We start from the raw sequence: 17,942 nt of genomic DNA, 5'->3' as shown, positions 1-17,942 counted from the left end.
TGCGAAAAACATTCTGCGTATCGCATGATGGTCCCACGCATTCATCGGCAGCCGCCCTCATCCAGCGGCATCTGCATCCGAGGAGGCGCCTCGTGCGCTACCTGAACCCGTCGGCGCTGGTCGCCGCCAAGTACCTGGCGACGGAGGCCATGCGCCACCGCCGCCCCCGCAGGGCCCGGCGCGTGCGCGCCTACACAGGCCTCCGTCCCCGCCCGTTCCGCCCGAACCTTCCGCCCCTCCCCTCACACCCGGTGGCGCCCGCTCCGCTCGACGTTCTCCACGCGGTCCTGGGCGGCCTGCACCGGCTGGAGCTGGCGCGGTGACGCCCCCGCCGTGCGGCGAAACCGCATTGGACCGGTCGGGGAGCCCGCGCACGTGCGTGCTCGACTCCGCGCACGAAGGGGACCACTTCGATGGCCGGGGCCGCTCGTGGGAGCCGCCCGGGGTGACGTTGGCCCGGCTGCGCCGGTCATGGGGTCGCACCCACCGGATCGTGTGGACGGGGTCCCTGTGGATGGCCACCGCGCACGCGCGGACGTGTCGGTGGCGGACGGTGATCGAACCGACCCCGGCCCAGCTGGAGGAAGGCCTGCGTCGTCACGCCTCCCCTCCTCCGCCCCCACCCCGGAGGCCGTCGTGAAGCCCTGCCCGAGCCCCGACCGGCACCCCGACCGGCACCTCGATCCGAGCCCCGAGCAGGGCCCCGATCCGGACCCCTCCCCGCGCCCCCGGCGCCCCGTGCGACCCGGAGCCCGCGCCGCCGACCCCGAGGAAGGGGTAGCGGGAACACACCAGCGCTCCTACCTGGCCTGGCAGAACATCCGAAACGACAAGGGAGGGCCGGAATGAGTTCCGCGCGACCGCTCATGGAGACCGCCGACGACCTGCTCACCCCCGGCGAGGTGGCGCGGCTGTTCCGGGTGGACCCCAAGACCGTCACCCGCTGGGAGAAGGACGGCCGCCTCTCCGCGGTCAAGACCCTGGGAGGGCACCGCCGCTACCGGAAGGGCCAGGTCGCAGCGTTCCTGGACACGGCTTCGGGACGCCGCGAGGTGATCGAGACCCTGGCGGAGGCGCGCGCCCTGGCAACGGAGATGGGGGCGGAGGCGGACGCCGCGCGCATCGGCGACCTCATCACCCGCCTCGGCGCCGACGGGTAGCGTCCCCGCGCTCCCCGGCGCCCGTACACGCCTTCGTGCTCGGCCCCGTGCCCTCGGCGACGCGTCCCCCAGGACGCACGGGGGCGCACGGGGCCGGCCCCCGCGACTCCGCCCGAGGCGCATGGGGCGCGGGTACACCGATTCGCGACCGAATGTATGTGCTTGCTACATGTGAAACGGATCACTCCGGTTCTACCTTCGGGTTGGCACCCCATCCCCCAGCTCGGGCGGTTGTGTCGGACAGGCGGGTGCCGACTGGAGGAAGAGAAATGCGCAAGACCCCCCTGACCGCCGCCTCCTGCGCGGTCGTCCTCGCCGTGACCGCCTGCGGGAGCCCCGGCGAGGCGGCCGGAGGAGGCGAGGGCGACCCGGTCAGGGTCGGCGTCGTCTACTCCTCGACCGGCCCCCTCGCCAGCTACGGCGAGCAGTACCGGCAGGGCTTCGAGGCGGGCCTCGACCATGCCACCGGCGGGACCATGGAGATCGACGGGCGCCCCGTCGAGGTCGAGTTCATGGACGACGCGGGCGACCCGACCAAGGCCGTCTCCGCGACCCGCGAGCTCATCGGCACCGGGCACGACATCATCGCCGGGTCCACCGCGTCCGGCATCGCCGTCCAGGTCGCCCCGCTCGCCGAGCAGAACGACATCCTCTTCATCTCCGGCTCCGCCGCCACGGACGCCGTCACCGGCATCAACGGCAACACCTTCCGCTCCGGTCGCCAGACCTACCAGGACATCCTCACCGCGGGCACGTTCATGGACGACCCCGAGGGCTCCGACGTTGTCGTCTTCGCCCAGCAGAACGCCTTCGGCCAGGACAACGTCGCCGCCGTCACCGCCGTCCTCGAAGCCGAGGGCGCGAGCGTCGACAGCGTCCTCGCCCCTCCGGACACCACCGACCTCACGCCGTTCGCCGAGCAGGTCAGCCAGGCCGCACCCGACCTCGTGTTCGTCGCCTGGGCGGGCGAGACCGCCTCCGCCATGTGGCAGTCCCTCGACCAGCAGGGCGTCCTCGACTCCACCGAGGTCGTCACCGGACTCGACATCAAGCCCTCGTACCCGATCTTCGGTGAGGCCGGCGGCAGCATCTCCTTCCTCTCCCACTACTTCGACGGCGCCTCCACGACCGAGACGGCCCAGGCCATGAAGGAGGCAGTCGAGGCGGACGGCGGCAGCGTCGCCCTCTTCACCCCCGACGGCTTCACCGCCGCGCAGATGATCGTCCACGCCGCTACCGAGGGGGACGCCACCGGGGACCGCGTCGCCGCCCTGGAGGGCTGGACGTTCGACGGCGTCAAGGGCGAGCTCACCATCCGGGCGGAGGACCACGCCCTCCTCCAGCCCATGTACCAGGTCGAACTGGTCGGCGAGGGCGAGGACGCCCACCCCGAGCTGGTGGCGGAGATCCCCGCTACCGACGTCGAGCCCGCGGTCGCGGAGTAGACGTGTCCGCACAGACCACCCCGGGCACGGCGCCCGCGACCCCCGCGGCGCCCGGTGCACACCCCGCCGGCACGGGCACGGCCGCCCCCGTCCTCGCACTCGAACACCTCAGCTGGTCGGTCGGCGGCGCCGTCATCGTCGACGACGTCACCATGCGCGTCGGCGAGGGCGAGTTCGTCGCCCTCATCGGACCCAACGGGGCGGGCAAGACCTCCCTGTTCAACCTCGTGTCCGGTCTCACCAGGCCGACCGGCGGCAGCGTCGTCCTCGCAGGGACGGACGTCACCCGGCACGCCCCCCACCGCCGCGCGCGGCTCGGCATGGGCCGCACCTTCCAGACCTCCAGCGTCTTCACGGACCTCACCGTCGGCGCCAACGTCGGCCTGTCCGTCCAGGCCAGGACCGGGGAGTCCCGCCGCTTCTGGCGCCGGGCCACCCCGGACGGCGGCGCCGAGGCCTCCGCGGCCCTGGACCTGGTCCGCCTCTCCCACCGGGTGGACGCCCTCGCGGGCGACCTCTCCCACGGGGACAAGCGCAAGCTCGAACTCGCGCTGCTCCTCGCCCGGCGCCCCCGCCTGATCCTCCTCGACGAACCCATGGCCGGGGTCAGCGCCGGGGAGATCGGCGAGCTCACCACCGTCATCCGGGACGTGCACCGCGAACAGGGCTGCACGGTCCTCATGGTCGAACACCACATGGAGGTGCTCCTCGACATGGCCGACCGCCTGGCCGTGATGCACCACGGCGCCCTGCTCGCGTTCACCGACCCGGAGACGGCCATGGCCGATCCCGAGGTCCAGGCCGCCTACCTCGGGGACGGGGCGTGACCGCCGGAGGGCCGCTGCTGGACGCGGCCGACCTGCACGTGTGGATCGAGGGTTCGCACATCCTCCAGGGGGTGTCCTTCTCCATGTCCGACCGCGGCGTCACCGCGATCCTGGGGCGCAACGGCGTCGGCAAGACCACCACGGTCAAGGCCCTGCTCGGCCTCGTGCCGCGCACCGGCCGGGTGGTCTTCGACGGCGTCGACACCACCCCGCTCCCCACCCACGCCATCGTCACCCGGGGTATCGGCTACGTGCCCGAGGAACGCGGGATCTTCTCCGCCCTCACCGTCGCCGAGAACCTGCGCATCGCCGAGCGCCGACCCGGCAGGCCCCGCTACGACCTCGTCCACGAGCTCTTCCCCGAACTGCGGCAGCGGGCCGCCCAACCGGCCGGCACCCTCTCCGGCGGCCAACAGCAGATGCTCGCCATCGGTCGCGCCCTCCTCAACGACAACAAGCTCCTCATCGTGGACGAGCCGACCAAGGGCCTCGCGCCCCGGATCGTCCGCGAGGTGGCGGACGCCGTCGCGCGTGCGGCCGAACAGGTGCCGGTCCTGCTCGTGGAGCAGAACCTCTCCCTGGTCCGCAGGGTCGCCGACCACGCCGTGGTGCTCGACGCGGGCAGCGTCACCCACACCGGACCTGCCCTGGAACTGCTCGACGACGCCGACCGCGTCCGCGCGCTCCTCGGCGTGGCCCGCACGGCCGCCGACCACCGGAGCGGGACCGGCGGGCCCGGAGACACCGGTGGCACCGGCAGCCCCGTCACCACCCCCGCGGGCGCGGCCACCGACCACGCACGCCCCACCACCCCCACGGGCTCCCCCACCAGCACCACACCGCCGACCAGCACCACCCCACCCGTCGGCACCACCGCACCCACCACCCCCGCCGAGACCGAAGGGAGGCGGACCGCGTGAGCACCGTCATCCTCCTCGTCATCACCGGGCTCGGCCTGGGAGCCCTCTACTTCCTCATCGCCTCCGGCCTCTCCCTGATCTTCGGCCTGATGGACGTGCTCAACTTCGCGCACGGCGCCTTCCTCGCCATCGGTGCGTACGGCACCTGGTGGGCGGCCCTCCACCTCCCCGGCGCCGGACCCGACGGGTTCGGGTTCCTGCTCGCCGTCGCCTTCGGCGTCGGGGCGGGCACCCTGGCCGCCACCCTGGTCGAGCTGTGCGTCATCCGCCCGCTCTACGGCAGGCACCGCGAGCAGATCCTCGCCACGGTGGGACTGAGCCTCGCCGTCCCCGCCCTCATCCAGGCGGTCTGGGGCGCCGACCCGCTCACCTTCCCCCGGCCCGAACTCGTGCGCGGCACCGTCGACGTCGTCGGCGTGCACATCCCCAAGGACCGGTTCCTGCTGATCGTCGCCGCGATCGTCGTGTTCGCGGCGCTGTGGCTGTTCAACTCGCGCACCCGCTACGGGCTCATCGTCCGGGCGGGCGTACAGGACCGCGCCATGGTCACCGCCCTCGGCATCGACGTCCGCAGGGCGTTCACCCTGGTCTTCGCGATCGGCGGCGCCGCCGCGGCCCTCGCCGGGGCCCTGGGCGGGCTGTACTTCGGCGTGGTCACCCCCACCCAGGGGATGTCCCTGCTGATCTTCGCCTTCATCGTCGTCGTGATCGGCGGCACCACCTCGCTCACCGGGTGCGCGATCGCCTCCGTCGCGGTCGGCCTCATCCAGCAGTTCGCCAACTACTACACCGTCGCCGGCCTCGGCGACATCGCCGTGGTCATCGTCCTGGCCCTCGTACTGCTCACCAGGCAGGGCGGCCTGACCGCGAAGAAGTCCGCGGAGAGGGTGGCATGATGACCGACACCGACGTGGCCTCCACGGCCCCCGGACCCCGGTCCGGCCGACGCGCCCCGCGGGGCCCCGGCGCCCCCGGACCCCGAACCGTCGAGGACGTGCGCGGACGCCGCCGTCTGCCCGCGTGGGCCGTCCCGGCCGCCCTCCTCGCGGTGGCACTGGCCCTGCCCTTCTCCACACTCCGGATCCCCGGGGTGTTCGAGGGCGCCCTCAACAGCCCGCCCACCCTGCACCTGCTCGCGTTCTGCCTGGTGTTCGGCGGGCTGGCCACCAGCTACGACCTGCTCTACGGGCGGGTGGGCCTGCTGTCCTTCGGACACGCGCTCTACTTCGCCTGCGGCGCGTACGCCGCCGCCCTCCTCATGGGGGTGCTCGAACTCCCCCTCGTGTGGTCCGCGCTCATCGCGGTCGTCGGCGGAACCCTGCTGTCCCTGCTTCTCGGCGCCGTGTCCCTGCGCGTCAACGGCATCGCCCTCGCCATGGTCACGCTGGCCTTCGCCCAGGCCGGATCCATCCTCATCTCCCGCGACCCCGGCCGTCTGACCGGGGGCGAGGAGGGGTTGTCGCTCAACACCGCGGCCGTCCCGGACGCGTTCGTGGGCGTCGCCAACACCGTCAACCTGTACTGGGCTGCCGTCGCCTACGCGGCTGTCGCCACCGGCGTCGTCTGGTGGCTCACCGCCTCACCCGTCGGCCGCGTCTGGCAGGGCATCCGAGCCAACGAGCAGCGCGTCGCCGTCCTCGGCGTCAACCCCTACCCCTACAAGCTCGCGGCGTTCACCGTCGGAGGAGGCCTAGCCTCCCTCGGCGGAGTCACGTACCTGCTGGTCACGGGCGGGGTCACCCCCGGCATCACCACGGCCGAGTTCACCCTCACCCTCCTGGTGATGGTCGCCCTCGGCGGTGCGGGCACCCGCTGGGGCCCGCTGCTGGGCGCGGCCCTCTACACCTACGCCGACCACAGGCTCCTCCAACTGGGGCAGTCCGACGGTTTCGCGGCCCTGCCCGCGTGGATCGCCGCGCCCCTGGCCCAGCCCCTCTTCATCCTCGGCACGCTGTTCGTGCTGATGGTGTTCTTCTTCCCGGGCGGGCTCGTCGCGCTCCCCGGCCGTGTCCGATCCGCCCTGCGCGACAGGAAGGCCTCCCGGCGATGACCGACGCCACGACCGACGCCACGACCGGCCCCGCCCCCCGCACACGCGGGGACGGCCCGTGGACCGCCGGGCACGAGCACACCGTCCCCGTCCCCGGGGGCCGCCTGGCCGCCACCCGCTGGGGCGACGGCCCCGGCACCCCCGTCGTCGCCGTCCACGGCATCACCGCCAACGGCCACTCCTTCGCCCGCGTCGCCGCCGAGCTCTCCGGGCTCGGCGGCCCGCCGCTGGTCGCCCCCGACCTGCGCGGGCGCGGACTCAGCGGACACCTGCCCGGCCGGGGCGGACTGGCCGACCACGCCGACGACGTCATCGCGGTCCTCGACGAGCACGGGGTGCGCCGCACCGTCCTGGTCGGCCACTCCATGGGGGCGTTCGTCGCCTGCCTGGCCTCCGTCCGCCACCCCGAGCGGGTGGCCGGCCTGCTCCTGGTCGACGGAGGGCACGGGCTCCCCGTCCCGCCCGGCACCGACATCGACGCCGTGCTCGGACCCGCGCTGCTACGGCTGCGGATGACCTTCGCGAACGCCGACGACTACCGCGCCTTCTGGGGCAGGCACCCCGCGTTCGCGGGCCGGTGGAACACCTGGGCCGACCACTACGTCCTGCGGGACCTCGTCGGAGAGCCGCCCCGCATGCGCTCGGCCTGCGACGAGGACGCCGTGCGGACGGACGGCGCCCAGGTCCTCGCCGACCCCGACGCGCTCGGCGCCGTCCACCGGCTCCCCTGCCCCGCACGCCTGCTGTGGACGGCGCGCGGACTCATGGACGAGAGCCCCGGCCTGTACACGCCCGAACGCCTCGCCGGGCTCCCCGGCGGCGTCAGCACCCTCGGTCTCCCCCACGACAACCACTACAGCCCGCTGTTCTCCTCAACCGCCGCCCTGGTCGCCGAGCAGATCCACTCCCTTGTCCAGGAGACCGTGGAGGTGCAGGGCGAGCTGTAGCTCCAGCGCGCGGCCGGGGCGCTGCCAGTCCGCCCCGATCAGCTGCCCGACGCGCTCCAGGCGCTGCGCCACCGTGTTCACGTGGATGTGCAGCTCGTCCTTGGCCCGCGACAGGTTGCCCCCGGCCGCGAAGTACGCGCCCAGCGTCTCCACCAGCAGCGTGCCCCGCTTGGCGTCGTACTCCAGCAGGGGCCCCAGCGTCGCCGACACGAACCCCGGCACGTCCCGCTCCTGGCTCAACAACAGCCCCGGGAACCCCAGATCGTCGGTCGTGGCCACGTCCCCGTCCCGCCCCAGCGCCCGCAGCGTCTGGAGGCAGCGGGTCGCCTCCGCGAACGCGGCCCGGAACGACTCCGGGCCGTCCGTCGGGCCGGCCAGCCCCGCCGTCACCGGCCCGTTGGCCGCCGCCGACAGCTCGTCGGCCACCCGGCGCCCCACCGCCGCGGCGTCGGTCCCCGGCAGCGCCAGCACCAGGCGGCCCGACCGGCTCCCGGCCAATCCCCCGGTGGTCTCCGCGACATAGGTCGCCGCCGAGCGCAGACGGCCGGGGTGACCGCCCGGAGCCTCCGCCACCACCAGGACGTGCGGACCGTCCAGATCCGCGTGGAGCAGGGCCGCGCGCTGGCGCAGCGACGCCGGATCGCGCGCGGGCACCTCCAACAGCTCGTCGAGCAGGTCACCGCGCACACGGTGCTCGGTCTCGCTCACCGAACGGCGGATGAGCAGCAGCAGTGCGGTCACCATGGCCGCCCGCTCCAGCACCCGCTGGTCCGTGGAGTCCAGCTCGGCGCCCCGCAGGACCAGGGTGCCCAGCGGTTCGCTGCCGGCCGCCGCCGACGCCACCCACGCCTCCCCGGACCGCACCGCCCGGCCGCTGGCCAGCGACGAGCGCACGGCCCCCGCCAGATCCCCGTCGGCCGGGTCCGCCGGGCCGCCGTCCCACACCCCCTCCTCCACCGCGCCCTCCGGTGCGGCGGTCACGGACTCCCCCGAGGTCGCGTCGTGGATCAGCACCGAACCGCCCAGCACCTCGGCGATCGCCGCCGCCACCTCGCGCACCCCGCCGCCGCGCAGCACCAGGTCGGTCAGCCGGTCGTGCGCCGCCGCCGACCGCTCCACGGACGCCGTGTGCCGCTGCAACCGCTCGTTCACGGTGTGCAGCTCGTCCAGGGCCCGCCGGGTGTCGTCGATCAGGTTCGCGCTGTCGATCGCGATGGCGGCGTGCGCGGCCAGCGACGACAGCAGCGCCACCTCCGAGTGCGCGAAGGGGCGCTCCCGCCGGTTCGCGGCGAACAGCACCCCCACGTCGCGCCCGTTCATCTTCAACGGCACGCCCAGGATGGCCACCAGGCCCTCCTCGCGCACCGCGTGATCGATGTTGTCGGCGTGAGCGAACCGGGGATCGGTGAAGTAGTTCGACGTCACGTACGGCAGGGCGGTGGTCGCCACCAGCCCGCCCAGCCCCTTGCCCGACGCCAGCCGCAGCCGCTGGAACGACGCCGACACCGAGCCCGACGTCACCCGCATGTACGTGCCGCCCGCCTCCGGATCGCTCAGCGTCAGGTACGCGGTGTCGGTGCCCAGGAGGTTCCTGGCCCGCTCCACGATCGCCTGCAGCACCTGGTCGAGGCTGCGCATCCCCGCCAGGTCGTTGGCGGTCTCGAACAGCGCGCTCAGCTCCGACTCGCGGCGCCGCCGGTCGCGCATCACCGACCGCACCCGCAGCGCCGTCAGCTTCGCCGCGTCCAGCGACGCCACCACCGCGGGGTCGTCCCCCCGCGCACGCGCCCGCAGCACCGGCCGCTCGTACTCCACGGCGGGCGCGTCGCGCAGCAGCAGGTCCAGGAACAGCGCCTGGCCGTCGTCGGCGTCCGACGGGCCGTCCTCGGTCATCCGGGTGGTGTTCAGCTCGCGCTCCATGCTCCGTCCACGGGCAGGGACGCGCCGTTGACGAACGACGCGTCGTCGCTGCACAGATAGGCGACCAGCTCGGCGACCTCGGCGGGCTCGATCAGCCGCTTGAGCGGCGACCGCGCCAGCAGGACCTCCGACAGAACCCGTTCCTCCGGTATGCCGTGGGCCTCCGCCTGCGCGGCGATCTGCCTCTCCACGAGGGGTGTGCGCACGTAGCCCGGGTTCACACAGTTGGAGGTCACCCCGTGTGCGGCGCCCTCCAGGGCGACGACCTTCGAGAAGCCCTCCAGACCGTGCTTGGCGGTCACGTACGCCGACTTGTAGGCCGAGGCCCGGAGCCCGTGCACGGAGGAGATGTTGACGACGCGGCCCCAGCCCCTCTCGTACATGTGGGGCAGCGCGCCGCGCACGACGCGGAACGGTGACTCGACCATGAGACGAAGGATGAGGGAGAAACGCTCCGGAGGGAAGTCCTGGACGGGGGCGACCGTCTGCACGCCGGCGTTGTTGACCACGATGTCCGCGCCCCTGGCGGCCTCCTCGGCGGCGTCGAGGTCGGTCAGGTCCAGCGGGACCGCCTCCCCGACCCCCTGGTCGGCCAGCACGGCGAGGGCGTCCCCGTCGATGTCGGCGAGCCGGACGCTCGCCCCGGCGTCCGCCAGGCGCAGGGCACAGGCGAGGCCGATGCCGCTGGCCGCACCGGTCACCAGGGCGGTCCTCCCCTCCAGGTCGACCCGGGTGGTGTGGTGGGCGCCTGCGGGAAGGGGGCCGGGGGGCCGGGGGGCCTGCCGCGCCGGGCCCGACGGGAACTCGTGCGTCGTCATGTCAGCAAACTAGGCGGGGTGCCCCGGGCGGGGGATAGGGGAGGCGGACACACCCCGGGGCGGGGACATGTGCGGCCCGGCCATGGGCCGCGGGTCCGCTGTGGGGATCACACTGGCGGCGGGCACGTGACCGGGGTCTCATCGACATGTCGCCCAGGTCACATGCGCACTAGGCTCCGTGGCACGGTTCGGCCGAACCCCCGCCCCCCGTTCGGACTCCCCGGAAGGCACACCCCCCATGGACTCCCCCGCACCGCCCGCACGGCGGCACCAGGTCCGCCCCCTCCTTCTCGCGCTCGCCACCGTGGCCGTCATGGTCGCCGCCCTCCTGGCCGTCGCGACCCCACGCGCCTCCGCCGCCACACTCACCCCCGTGGCCTCGTTCGGCTCCAACCCCGGCAACCTGTCGATGTACTCCTATGTCCCCGACGGTCTGCCCGCCGGTGCGCCCCTGGTCGTCCTCCTGCACGGCTGCGCGCAGGACGCCGCCGCCTACCACGGGCACTCCGGATGGGACGGGTTCGCCGACGACGACGGGTTCGCGCTCGTCTACGCGGAGCAGAAGTCCGCCAACAACGCCACCAGCTGCTTCAACTGGTTCGAGCGCGGCGACACCGCGCGCGACGCGGGCGAGGCCCGCTCGATCCGCTCCATGGTCGAGCACGCCGTGGCCGCCCACGGCCTGGACGCCGACCGGGTGTACGTGTCCGGCCTCTCCGCGGGCGGCGCCATGGCGGGCGAACTCCTCGCCGCCTACCCCGACGTGTTCGCCGGCGGCAGTGTCGTCGCCGGCATCCCCGTGGGCTGTGCGGGCAGCATGGTCGACGCGTTCGGCTGCATGAACCCCGGGAAGAACCAGACCCCCCGGCAGTGGGGGGACGCGGTGAGGGCCAAGCACAGCGGATGGGGCGGGCCGTGGCCCCGCGTCGCCGTCTGGCACGGAACCTCCGACACCACCGTCGTGCCCGCCAACGGGGCGTCCTCCGTGAGCCAGTGGACCGACGTCCACGGCCTGTCCGGCGGCCCCGACTCCACCGAGCAGCTGCCCGGCTCCACCACCGCCGCCTACTACGGGGGCGACGCGGCCACGGCGGACGTCGCCCACTTCACGGTCTCCGGCATGGGGCACGGGACCCCCGTCGACCCCTCCTCGGGCTGCGGCACGGCGGGCGCCTACTTCCTCGCCGCCGTCTGCTCCACCGGGTACACCGTGGACTTCTGGGGCATCGGCGGTGGCGGCGGCACCGGACCCACCGACCCGCCGACGGAGGAGCCCACCGACCCGCCGACCGGGGAACCGGAGCCGGGAGAGTGCGTGACCAGCAGCAACTACGACCACGTGTCGGCCGGCCGCGCCGTCCACCGCTCGGGGCAGGCCTACGCCGTCGGCTCCGACGACGTGCTGGGCCTGTGGAACCTCTTCGTGACCACGTCGCTGACCGAGACCTCGCCCGGCTTCTGGGAGCTCACGCCCGGGGGCTGCTAGGGCGTGTTCTGTGGATGCTTTCGGTTGACTCGGCGCTTGCGCCGATCGACGCGAGCGGCTTCCAGGCCATCTCTCGCAAGACGAGTGGCGCAGGTCAGCCCGGGTTCGGCTGTCCAAGCGCAGTCGGCGCGGCGAGAGGCAGCCCGGGGGACGCGAGCCCGGAATGATCCGCGGAACGCGGCCTGGACCCGCGCCCGCCCCTCCGCCCGGAGGGGCCCGGCCACCACGGCACAGCGCCCCGCGTCACACCGCCCCCGATGGGACGCGGGGCCCGGGCACCGGGCTACTCCGGGGTGTCCTCACCGCGGGCGAGACGACCGAAGTGCCCCACCGCCGCGCCCAGGGCGAAATGCGCGGCCTGGTGTTCGGTCATCGGCACCACACCGGCGGGCACGGTCACCCGGAACGGGAACTCGTCCTCGGGACTGATGCGGAAGTCGTCGATGACCCCCTGGGACAGGAGCATGGTCAGTGCCTCGCGTATCTGCCCGTTGCGGTTGTCCGACGCCCAGATCGACATGTCTCCACACTAGCCCTCCGGGCCCCGCGGGATACCCCGAATCCCTTTCCCCGTCGGGCTTCCCGCTCACCGGGCCGCAGTCGGAACCGGCGTCCGCGTCGCCGCCGGACGCCGTGACCGACCGCCTCCTCCGCGACCCCGGGAGGCCGCCGGGCAGGGGCCGGAGGACCCCGTACACAGGTGTGGGCGGACCGTGGAACGGTCCCCCCACACCCGGAGCACGGGCACGACCCCCGTGGTGCCCGTGCTCACCGACCGCCGCTGCCGCCTGTCGTCCCCCGACGGCGGACGCGGCGGTCGGAGCTCGTCGCCCTCGTCCCCGAGCCGCTCGCCCGGTCAGTCCCGGGCGGGCAGGCGGGCCTCGCCCGCGAGCACGTTCGAGGTCAGCCGGCGCAACGCCAGCCGCGTCGCCTCGAACTCCTCCTCGGGAAGGTCGATGACCGCGCCGATCGCCTCCGGAATTCCCTCCGCCCGGGCCCGCAGCCGCGCACCCTCCTCGGTGAGGGTGACGCGGACCGAGCGCTCGTCGCGCGGATCCCGTCCGCGGTCGAGCAGACCCCGGACCTCCAACCGCTTGAGCAGCGGGGTGAGCGTGCCGTAGTCCAGCTGGAGCACGGCGCCGATCTCCTTGACGGAGCACTCACCGCGCTCCCACAGCAGCATCATCACGAGGTACTGGGGATAGGTCAGCCCCAACGGCTCCAGCAGCGGCCGGTAGAGGTTGGTCACCGCCCGCGACGCCGCGTACAGCGCGAAGCACATCTGCTCGTCGACGGGAGGAAGAGGGAAGTCGCCCGCGGGGGCGGGGAAACGGTCAGGCATCGGCAACATCGTAGTTACCTCCTACCCGATGTCAAAGCCCACAATTGCCTTGTACACGAGGAAGACCGGGACGGAGTACCCGAACCGGCCCACGCGGGGGCCGACACGACCGCGCCGACCCCCTCCGCGACATCCGCGCAGCTCCTACTGGCGAGGTGCCTGATAGGGCAGCCTGCGCTTGACCACCTTGCCGGTGGCGTTGCGGGGCAGCTCCTCCAGTACGACCACGTCACGCGGCACCGAGAAGCGGCCGAGCGCGGTCCGCACGTGCATCCGCACCTCGTTCGGGTCCACGCGCACACCCTCGTACGGCACCACGAACGCCGCGAACCTCTGCCCGAACTCCTCGTCAGGCACACCCGTCACCACGACCTCACGCACACCGGGAAGCGTCACGATCGACTCCTCCACCGGCCGCGGGAACACGTTCTCCCCACCGGAGACGATCATGTCGTCGTCCCGGCCCGCCACGTGCAGCAGTCCGTGCGCGTCCACGTGCCCCCGGTCGCCGGTCTCCATCAGCCCGTCCGCGACCTTCTTGCTCCGCCCGTTCGTGTACCCGTCGAAGAGCATGTCGTTGCCGACGTGGATCGACCCCTCGACCCCGTCCGCGACCTCGGAGCCGTTCCCGTCCAGGACCGCGATCCGCGTCCCCAGCGGCGGGCGCCCGGCGGTCGTCGGCGACAGCCGCATGTCCTGCGGCGTCGCGATCGTCGCCCACGACACCTCCGTCGACCCGTACAGGTTGTAGAGCACGTCACCGAACTCGTCCATGAAGCCCGTGATCAGCTTCGGACTCATGGCCGAACCACTGCACGCCACGATCCGCAGCGACGACGTGTCGTACCTGGCGCGCGTCTCCCGGGGCAGGTCCATGATGCGCCTCAGCATCACCGGAACCGCGAACAGCACCGTGCACCGCTGCTCCTGGACCGTCCGCAGCACGTCCTCCGGCTCGAAGAGCCGCCGCATCACCAACGTGGCCCGCATCGACATGCCCAGCTGCACCCCCGCCAGGCCCCACGTGTGGAAGACCGGCGCCGAGACCAGGATGCGGTCCGACGAGCGCAGCGGAATACGGGACAGCACCGACGCCGCGTCCTGCGGCCCCTTCGGCGTCGGCCGCCGCGCGCCCTTGGGCGCGCCCGTCGTCCCCGACGTCAGCACGATCAGCCTGCCCGGCCGCTCCGGCGGCCCCGGCTCCGACGCCGTGCTCTCCCGCGCCTCCCACGGCACCGCCGGGCCCGCCCCCGACGGCTCACCCCAGGCCGTCACCCGGGTCACCTCGGGCGGAAGCCCCGCGTACAGGGGCTCGAACTCGGTGTCCGCGACGAGCACCGCGACCGCGTTGTCCACCACCGCCACCGACAGCTGGCCCACCGACAGGCCCGTGTTGAGCAGGACGGTGTCCGCCCCCAGACGGCCGCACGCCACCATCGTCTGCACGAACGCGCTGTGGTTCCGGCACAGCACGCCCACCCGCGTTCCCGGCTCCACACCCGCCCGGTACAGCTCCCTCGCCAACTGCCGGGCGCGCAGGTCCATCTCGCCGAAGGTCGTCGGCCCCCGCTCGTCGACGATCGCCACGGAACCGGGCACGCGCTCGTTCGCCGCGGCGTACCCGCCGGCGATCGTGGCGCCCCACGTGCGCAGGGCACGGAGTTGGCGGACGATCCTGTCCGGGCGGCCGGTGCTGAGCACACCGGCGCGGACCAGGATCCGCGCCGTCCTGAGGGTCTGTCGCAGTCGTGAGGGGGCGGGAGGACCGGCGTTGGGCGCCATGTTGTCTCCGGGAGGGCAACGGGGACGGGCGAAGCGTTCCGCGCCTCACCGGGGAGCCTTCGCCGCGTGACTCCCCGGAAGTACTGCGACCGTAGGCGACGAACCACCGCCGTTTCTGCGCACCCGGGTGAGTCGCCACCCCCGGTTCCTTGTCACCGGGGCACGAACGACGCCGGTCACGTGTCGCCGGCCGGCCCGCGCGCCGTCGCTCCGCGTGTCCGCCCGCCCGGGCCTGTCGCCAGGGGGAGCGGCAGGGGCCGCCGCGCACCGCGCGCGACGGCCCCCGGCCGACATGTCGACCTGTGGCCTTGTCACCCGGACCGCGCGGACACGGCCGGGCGGCCACCGACTCCGCGTCAGGCTCAGCCGGACACGGTGATCGGCGCGGTCGGGTCGTCGGCGTTCGTCACCTCGTAGGTGGCGGTGAAGTCGGACGTCGTCGCGCTGGTCGGGCAGCCGAAGCCGCCCACCACCACGACCGGGGCCGACGTGTCGAACGCCAGCGTCGACGCGGGGCTCCCGTTGGTCCACGTGCCGCCGACGGCGGCCGGGGCGTTCGGGCTGACGGTGGCGGTGCAGGAGGCGAGGCCGCTGGTGGTCACGACGATGCCGCCCGCGGGCACCACCATCGTGCCGACCGACGGGGCCCCGAACTGCATGGTCATCTCCCAGACGGGGTCGGCGACGGCCACGGTGGCGCTCACCAGGGGCACGTTGGTGGAGCAGTTCCCGAAGTCCGGGGAGTTGATCGGACCGGAGACGGCGCCGTTCGGGTTGTGGTTGTCCGGGGCGGCCGGGACGAGGTTGTTGCCCCCGCCCGGTGAGGTGGACGAGACCTGGCAGGTCACCACCACGGTGCCCGCCGTGAAGGTGGCGGTGCCGTCCAGGACGGCCTCGAAGGCGGCCCCCGCGGGGTCGACGGTGGTGGCGACCTGCTGGGCGGCGAGGGCGCCGCCGCCCCAGGACAGGGCCAGGACGCCCGCCGCCGCGACGGCGACGGCCGTCCTGGCGTGGGAGGGGACGGAGAGGGGGCGGGATCTCGGTCGCGGAACCGACATGGGTACTCCTCGTGTGTGACGGCCGGAGGGCGCGCGGGGGCGACGACCGGCGGGATCTGGGGGTACGCGCCGACTCGGTGGACATGGTTTTCCTGATGGGCCGGGGAGCCCGCGGGCTCCCCGGGGTACGGGGCCCGCTCAGACCGTCACGGGGATCACTGGTCGGAGAGGGGCACGGTGCGGGGCGGGTCCTGCGGCGCGTCGGGCACGGGGCCCACCGCGGACCTCTCCCCCGCAGGTGCGGGGGCCGCGTCCGGTGAGTGACGCCCGCGGCGGCGACGCCTCCTGCGCGGAGGCCGGGCCACGGGCCGCCAGGCGAACGCCAACCCGCCGCCCGCCAGCGCCAGCAGTGTGCCGACCACCAGGCCCCCCAGGTTGGACAGGACGAGTGCGCCCAACCCGAGGAACCCGGCCAGCGCACCGGTGACGACGTGCTGGTTGGGGGTGAACCACGTGACCAGGCCGAGGACGACGAGCATGCCGCCGAACATCAGCGAGGAGACCCCGCCGACACCGGTCTGGATCATCAGCTCCACCGGCATCGCGACGAGCGACGCCATGACGGCGCCGGAGAGGATCATGAGGAGTCCCCCCGCGAAGGGGCGCCTCCTGCGCCAACCGAGCCAGGCGGCTCCCGCCCTCCGCAACAGCCTCAGAAACACTCGCTCTCCCCGAGGCTGAGACCGAGGCTCAGCCCGGAGAGGCGGAAGGTTCCGGCGCTGGCAGCCCTCGCGGTCTGCTCCAGGTTCTCCACGACGATGATGTCGGACTGCATGCCGAACAGGTCGTTGAAGCCCTGCGCGCCGGCCGGGCCCTTGTCGAGGGTGCCCGCGTCGCGGCCGATCTCGATGTTCGTGAACTCGGCGTTGCCGTCCATCTGCGACATGTCGATGACCAGGTTCTCCGCCTGGACAGGTGTGCCCTGGTCGCCCGCGGTGAGTTCGAGGGAGATCTTCCCGATGAGGGGGAACTCGGTGAGGACCGACTGGCACAGTCCGTCGATCTCGGCGCTCGCGATGCCCGCGACGGCGACGGGGACGGCGTCCTGGCGCACGGACTGGTCCAGCCAGCCGTACTGGACGAAGCCCTCGCCGCGCAGTTCGTCGGCGGAGATCTTGAAGTCCTGGCCGGAGACGGTGAACGAGGCGGCGAGCGCGCCCTGGGCCATCGCGACGAGGATGCCGCCCACGGCGAGGCCGGCGGGGACGGAGAACAGGGCGAAGCGCTTCCAGCTGGTGTGGCTCTCGGGGGTCCTCACGGGCTCGTCGACCACGTCGGGGGATGCGGTGTCCATGCGTGTCCTTCCGGGTTGAACGCCGCGTTGCGCCTGCCGTCCCCCCGAACATCCGGCACGCGGCCTGGCCGTGCGCCCCCGGGCGGGGCGGCTCCGGACCAGTTTCCCTGACGCTGCACATCATGTATCGGAAACGAGGGGATGACAAGAGTTCCCAGGGAACTTCTCCGGCCTTTCCTGTGATTCCACGAAATGATCTTGCTTTGTGTCGAAGGGGCTCTGACATGGGACGATGGGGGAATTGCCGAGGTTGGGGAGGAGGGAGAATTCGCTCAGGCCGCCCATGGGTGAATCGACCCATGAGGAGGGGGAACTCCGTTTCTTGTCATTTCGGTGAGTGCGTTCCGGGGTGTGCTTCGTCAGCCGGGTGAGTGGGGGTCCCGTGTGCACGGGGAACGCCGGCGGCGCCGGTGCGGCCCGGGGAGGGCTCGGCGGAGTGGGCCCGCGGATGGGGAGACGACGCGCCCTTTCTACGCGCGCGTGCGCGCGCGGCCAGGCGGCGCCGACCGGACGCGCCCTCTCCCGCCCTTCCTACGCGCGCGTGCGCGCGCGGAAAGACCGTGCTCCTCGGCTCCGGGTGGGACGCCCGAACCCCTGCACGTGCTGTGAGTGGGGACACAGGCGGTTCGGTTTGCCGGGTGCTCCGGAGGGGGGTAATGTTCTCCGAGTCGCCACGGGACGGCGGGAAGGCCTCAGGGTCAGCCCGGAACCGGGCCGGGATCGGCGACACAACCTCCTCTCTGAAACACCCGGTTCGAGCACTGCTCGGGCCATGTAAACTCAGGGAGTCGCTTCAAAAGCCAAGTCCATTCGGACAAAAGCAAACGAAGCAAAACGGGCTTTACCCCGATCACGAACCACAAACCGCCGATTTGGCGGGGCGCGGAACACCT

16 protein-coding genes and 1 pseudogene are annotated in these 17,942 nt (G+C 73.1%); 9 read left to right on the top strand and 8 right to left on the bottom strand.

Features of this window, described 5'->3' with window-relative positions; all coding sequences use genetic code 11:
• Nucleotides 1-92: 92 nt before the first annotated feature.
• The 8 genes and pseudogenes from Q8791_RS29245 (at nt 93) to Q8791_RS29210 (ending at nt 7,349) form a co-directional block, all read left to right on the top strand.
• Nucleotides 93-323, top strand: a complete 231-nt coding sequence (locus Q8791_RS29245; protein ID WP_330095075.1) for a hypothetical protein — start codon at nt 93-95, stop codon at nt 321-323.
• A gap of 543 nt (nt 324-866) precedes the next feature.
• Nucleotides 867-1,028 (top strand): annotated as a pseudogene (locus Q8791_RS29240) (BldC family transcriptional regulator); the annotation flags it as partial.
• A 401-nt stretch (nt 1,029-1,429) separates the two neighbouring features.
• Nucleotides 1,430-2,605, top strand: coding sequence for a substrate-binding domain-containing protein (locus Q8791_RS29235; protein WP_330095074.1), 1,176 nt, complete (start codon nt 1,430-1,432; stop codon nt 2,603-2,605).
• A gap of 2 nt (nt 2,606-2,607) precedes the next feature.
• Entirely contained in the window at nt 2,608-3,432 is an 825-nt protein-coding gene (locus tag Q8791_RS29230; RefSeq protein WP_407942073.1) for an ABC transporter ATP-binding protein, read from the top strand.
• Nucleotides 3,429-4,352 (top strand): ABC transporter ATP-binding protein, encoded by a 924-nt coding sequence (locus Q8791_RS29225; RefSeq protein WP_407942072.1) that lies wholly within the window; start codon nt 3,429-3,431, stop codon nt 4,350-4,352. The genes Q8791_RS29230 and Q8791_RS29225 overlap by 4 nt, the downstream gene beginning before the upstream one ends.
• A complete protein-coding gene (locus tag Q8791_RS29220) occupies nt 4,349-5,248 on the top strand; it encodes a branched-chain amino acid ABC transporter permease (protein ID WP_330095073.1) in 900 nt (299 codons plus the stop codon). The genes Q8791_RS29225 and Q8791_RS29220 overlap by 4 nt, the downstream gene beginning before the upstream one ends.
• Entirely contained in the window at nt 5,245-6,402 is a 1,158-nt protein-coding gene (locus Q8791_RS29215) for a branched-chain amino acid ABC transporter permease (RefSeq protein WP_407942071.1), read from the top strand. The genes Q8791_RS29220 and Q8791_RS29215 overlap by 4 nt, the downstream gene beginning before the upstream one ends.
• Entirely contained in the window at nt 6,399-7,349 is a 951-nt protein-coding gene (locus Q8791_RS29210; RefSeq protein WP_330095071.1) for an alpha/beta fold hydrolase, read from the top strand. Before Q8791_RS29215 ends, Q8791_RS29210 begins: the two co-directional genes overlap by 4 nt.
• Here Q8791_RS29210 and Q8791_RS29205 read toward each other — a convergent pair.
• Both Q8791_RS29205 and Q8791_RS29200 read right to left on the bottom strand, forming a co-directional pair.
• Complete coding sequence (locus tag Q8791_RS29205; RefSeq protein ID WP_330095070.1) at nt 7,275-9,269, bottom strand: helix-turn-helix domain-containing protein; 1,995 nt, start codon at nt 9,267-9,269, stop codon at nt 7,275-7,277. The genes Q8791_RS29210 and Q8791_RS29205 overlap by 75 nt on opposite strands.
• Nucleotides 9,254-10,087, bottom strand: a complete 834-nt coding sequence (locus Q8791_RS29200) for a 3-hydroxybutyrate dehydrogenase (RefSeq protein WP_330095069.1) — start codon at nt 10,085-10,087, stop codon at nt 9,254-9,256. Before Q8791_RS29200 ends, Q8791_RS29205 begins: the two co-directional genes overlap by 16 nt.
• A gap of 238 nt (nt 10,088-10,325) precedes the next feature.
• Between Q8791_RS29200 and Q8791_RS29195 the strand changes: the two genes are divergently transcribed.
• Complete coding sequence (locus Q8791_RS29195; protein WP_330095068.1) at nt 10,326-11,573, top strand: extracellular catalytic domain type 1 short-chain-length polyhydroxyalkanoate depolymerase; 1,248 nt, start codon at nt 10,326-10,328, stop codon at nt 11,571-11,573.
• A 283-nt stretch (nt 11,574-11,856) separates the two neighbouring features.
• Here Q8791_RS29195 and Q8791_RS29190 read toward each other — a convergent pair whose 3' ends face one another.
• The 6 genes from Q8791_RS29190 to Q8791_RS29165 form a co-directional block, all read right to left on the bottom strand.
• Entirely contained in the window at nt 11,857-12,093 is a 237-nt protein-coding gene (locus Q8791_RS29190; protein ID WP_330095067.1) for a hypothetical protein, read from the bottom strand.
• A 336-nt stretch (nt 12,094-12,429) separates the two neighbouring features.
• The gene (locus Q8791_RS29185) at nt 12,430-12,915 is read right to left on the bottom strand and encodes a MarR family winged helix-turn-helix transcriptional regulator (RefSeq protein ID WP_407942070.1); all 486 of its coding nucleotides are present in this window, start codon (nt 12,913-12,915) and stop codon (nt 12,430-12,432) included.
• 144 nt (nt 12,916-13,059) lie between these two features.
• On the bottom strand, nt 13,060-14,697 hold the full coding sequence (locus Q8791_RS29180) for an AMP-binding protein (protein ID WP_330095065.1): 1,638 nt from the start codon (nt 14,695-14,697) through the stop codon (nt 13,060-13,062).
• A gap of 362 nt (nt 14,698-15,059) precedes the next feature.
• Entirely contained in the window at nt 15,060-15,755 is a 696-nt protein-coding gene (locus Q8791_RS29175; protein WP_330095064.1) for a hypothetical protein, read from the bottom strand.
• 155 nt (nt 15,756-15,910) lie between these two features.
• Nucleotides 15,911-16,417: a DUF6114 domain-containing protein gene (locus Q8791_RS29170; RefSeq protein ID WP_330095063.1), complete on the bottom strand. Its 507-nt coding sequence runs from the start codon at nt 16,415-16,417 to the stop codon at nt 15,911-15,913.
• Nucleotides 16,408-17,049 (bottom strand): DUF6230 family protein, encoded by a 642-nt coding sequence (locus Q8791_RS29165; RefSeq protein WP_330095062.1) that lies wholly within the window; start codon nt 17,047-17,049, stop codon nt 16,408-16,410. The genes Q8791_RS29170 and Q8791_RS29165 overlap by 10 nt, the downstream gene beginning before the upstream one ends.
• Between the last annotated feature and the right edge of the window lie 893 nt (nt 17,050-17,942).

Source organism: Nocardiopsis codii (genome assembly GCF_036327455.1).
Classification (GTDB): Bacteria; Actinomycetota; Actinomycetes; order Streptosporangiales; family Streptosporangiaceae; genus Nocardiopsis; species Nocardiopsis codii.
Note: the sequence above shows the minus strand (reverse complement) of the source record. Positions and strands in the feature narration are given on the sequence as shown.

Excerpts from the sequence above, each read along its gene's own strand:
- Q8791_RS29210 (WP_330095071.1), top strand. The coding sequence starts at position 6,399 with ATGACCGACGCCACGACCGACGCCACGACCGGCCCCGCCCCCCGCACA.
- Q8791_RS29235 (WP_330095074.1), top strand. The coding sequence starts at position 1,430 with ATGCGCAAGACCCCCCTGACCGCCGCCTCCTGCGCGGTCGTCCTCGCC.
- Q8791_RS29165 (WP_330095062.1), bottom strand. The coding sequence starts at position 17,049 with ATGGACACCGCATCCCCCGACGTGGTCGACGAGCCCGTGAGGACCCCC.
- Q8791_RS29215 (WP_407942071.1), top strand. The coding sequence starts at position 5,245 with ATGATGACCGACACCGACGTGGCCTCCACGGCCCCCGGACCCCGGTCC.
- Q8791_RS29175 (WP_330095064.1), bottom strand. The coding sequence starts at position 15,755 with ATGTCGGTTCCGCGACCGAGATCCCGCCCCCTCTCCGTCCCCTCCCAC.
- Q8791_RS29185 (WP_407942070.1), bottom strand. The coding sequence starts at position 12,915 with ATGCCTGACCGTTTCCCCGCCCCCGCGGGCGACTTCCCTCTTCCTCCC.
- Q8791_RS29190 (WP_330095067.1), bottom strand. The coding sequence starts at position 12,093 with ATGTCGATCTGGGCGTCGGACAACCGCAACGGGCAGATACGCGAGGCA.
- Q8791_RS29205 (WP_330095070.1), bottom strand. The coding sequence starts at position 9,269 with ATGGAGCGCGAGCTGAACACCACCCGGATGACCGAGGACGGCCCGTCG.
- Q8791_RS29180 (WP_330095065.1), bottom strand. The coding sequence starts at position 14,697 with ATGGCGCCCAACGCCGGTCCTCCCGCCCCCTCACGACTGCGACAGACC.
- Q8791_RS29200 (WP_330095069.1), bottom strand. The coding sequence starts at position 10,087 with ATGACGACGCACGAGTTCCCGTCGGGCCCGGCGCGGCAGGCCCCCCGG.
- Q8791_RS29195 (WP_330095068.1), top strand. The coding sequence starts at position 10,326 with ATGGACTCCCCCGCACCGCCCGCACGGCGGCACCAGGTCCGCCCCCTC.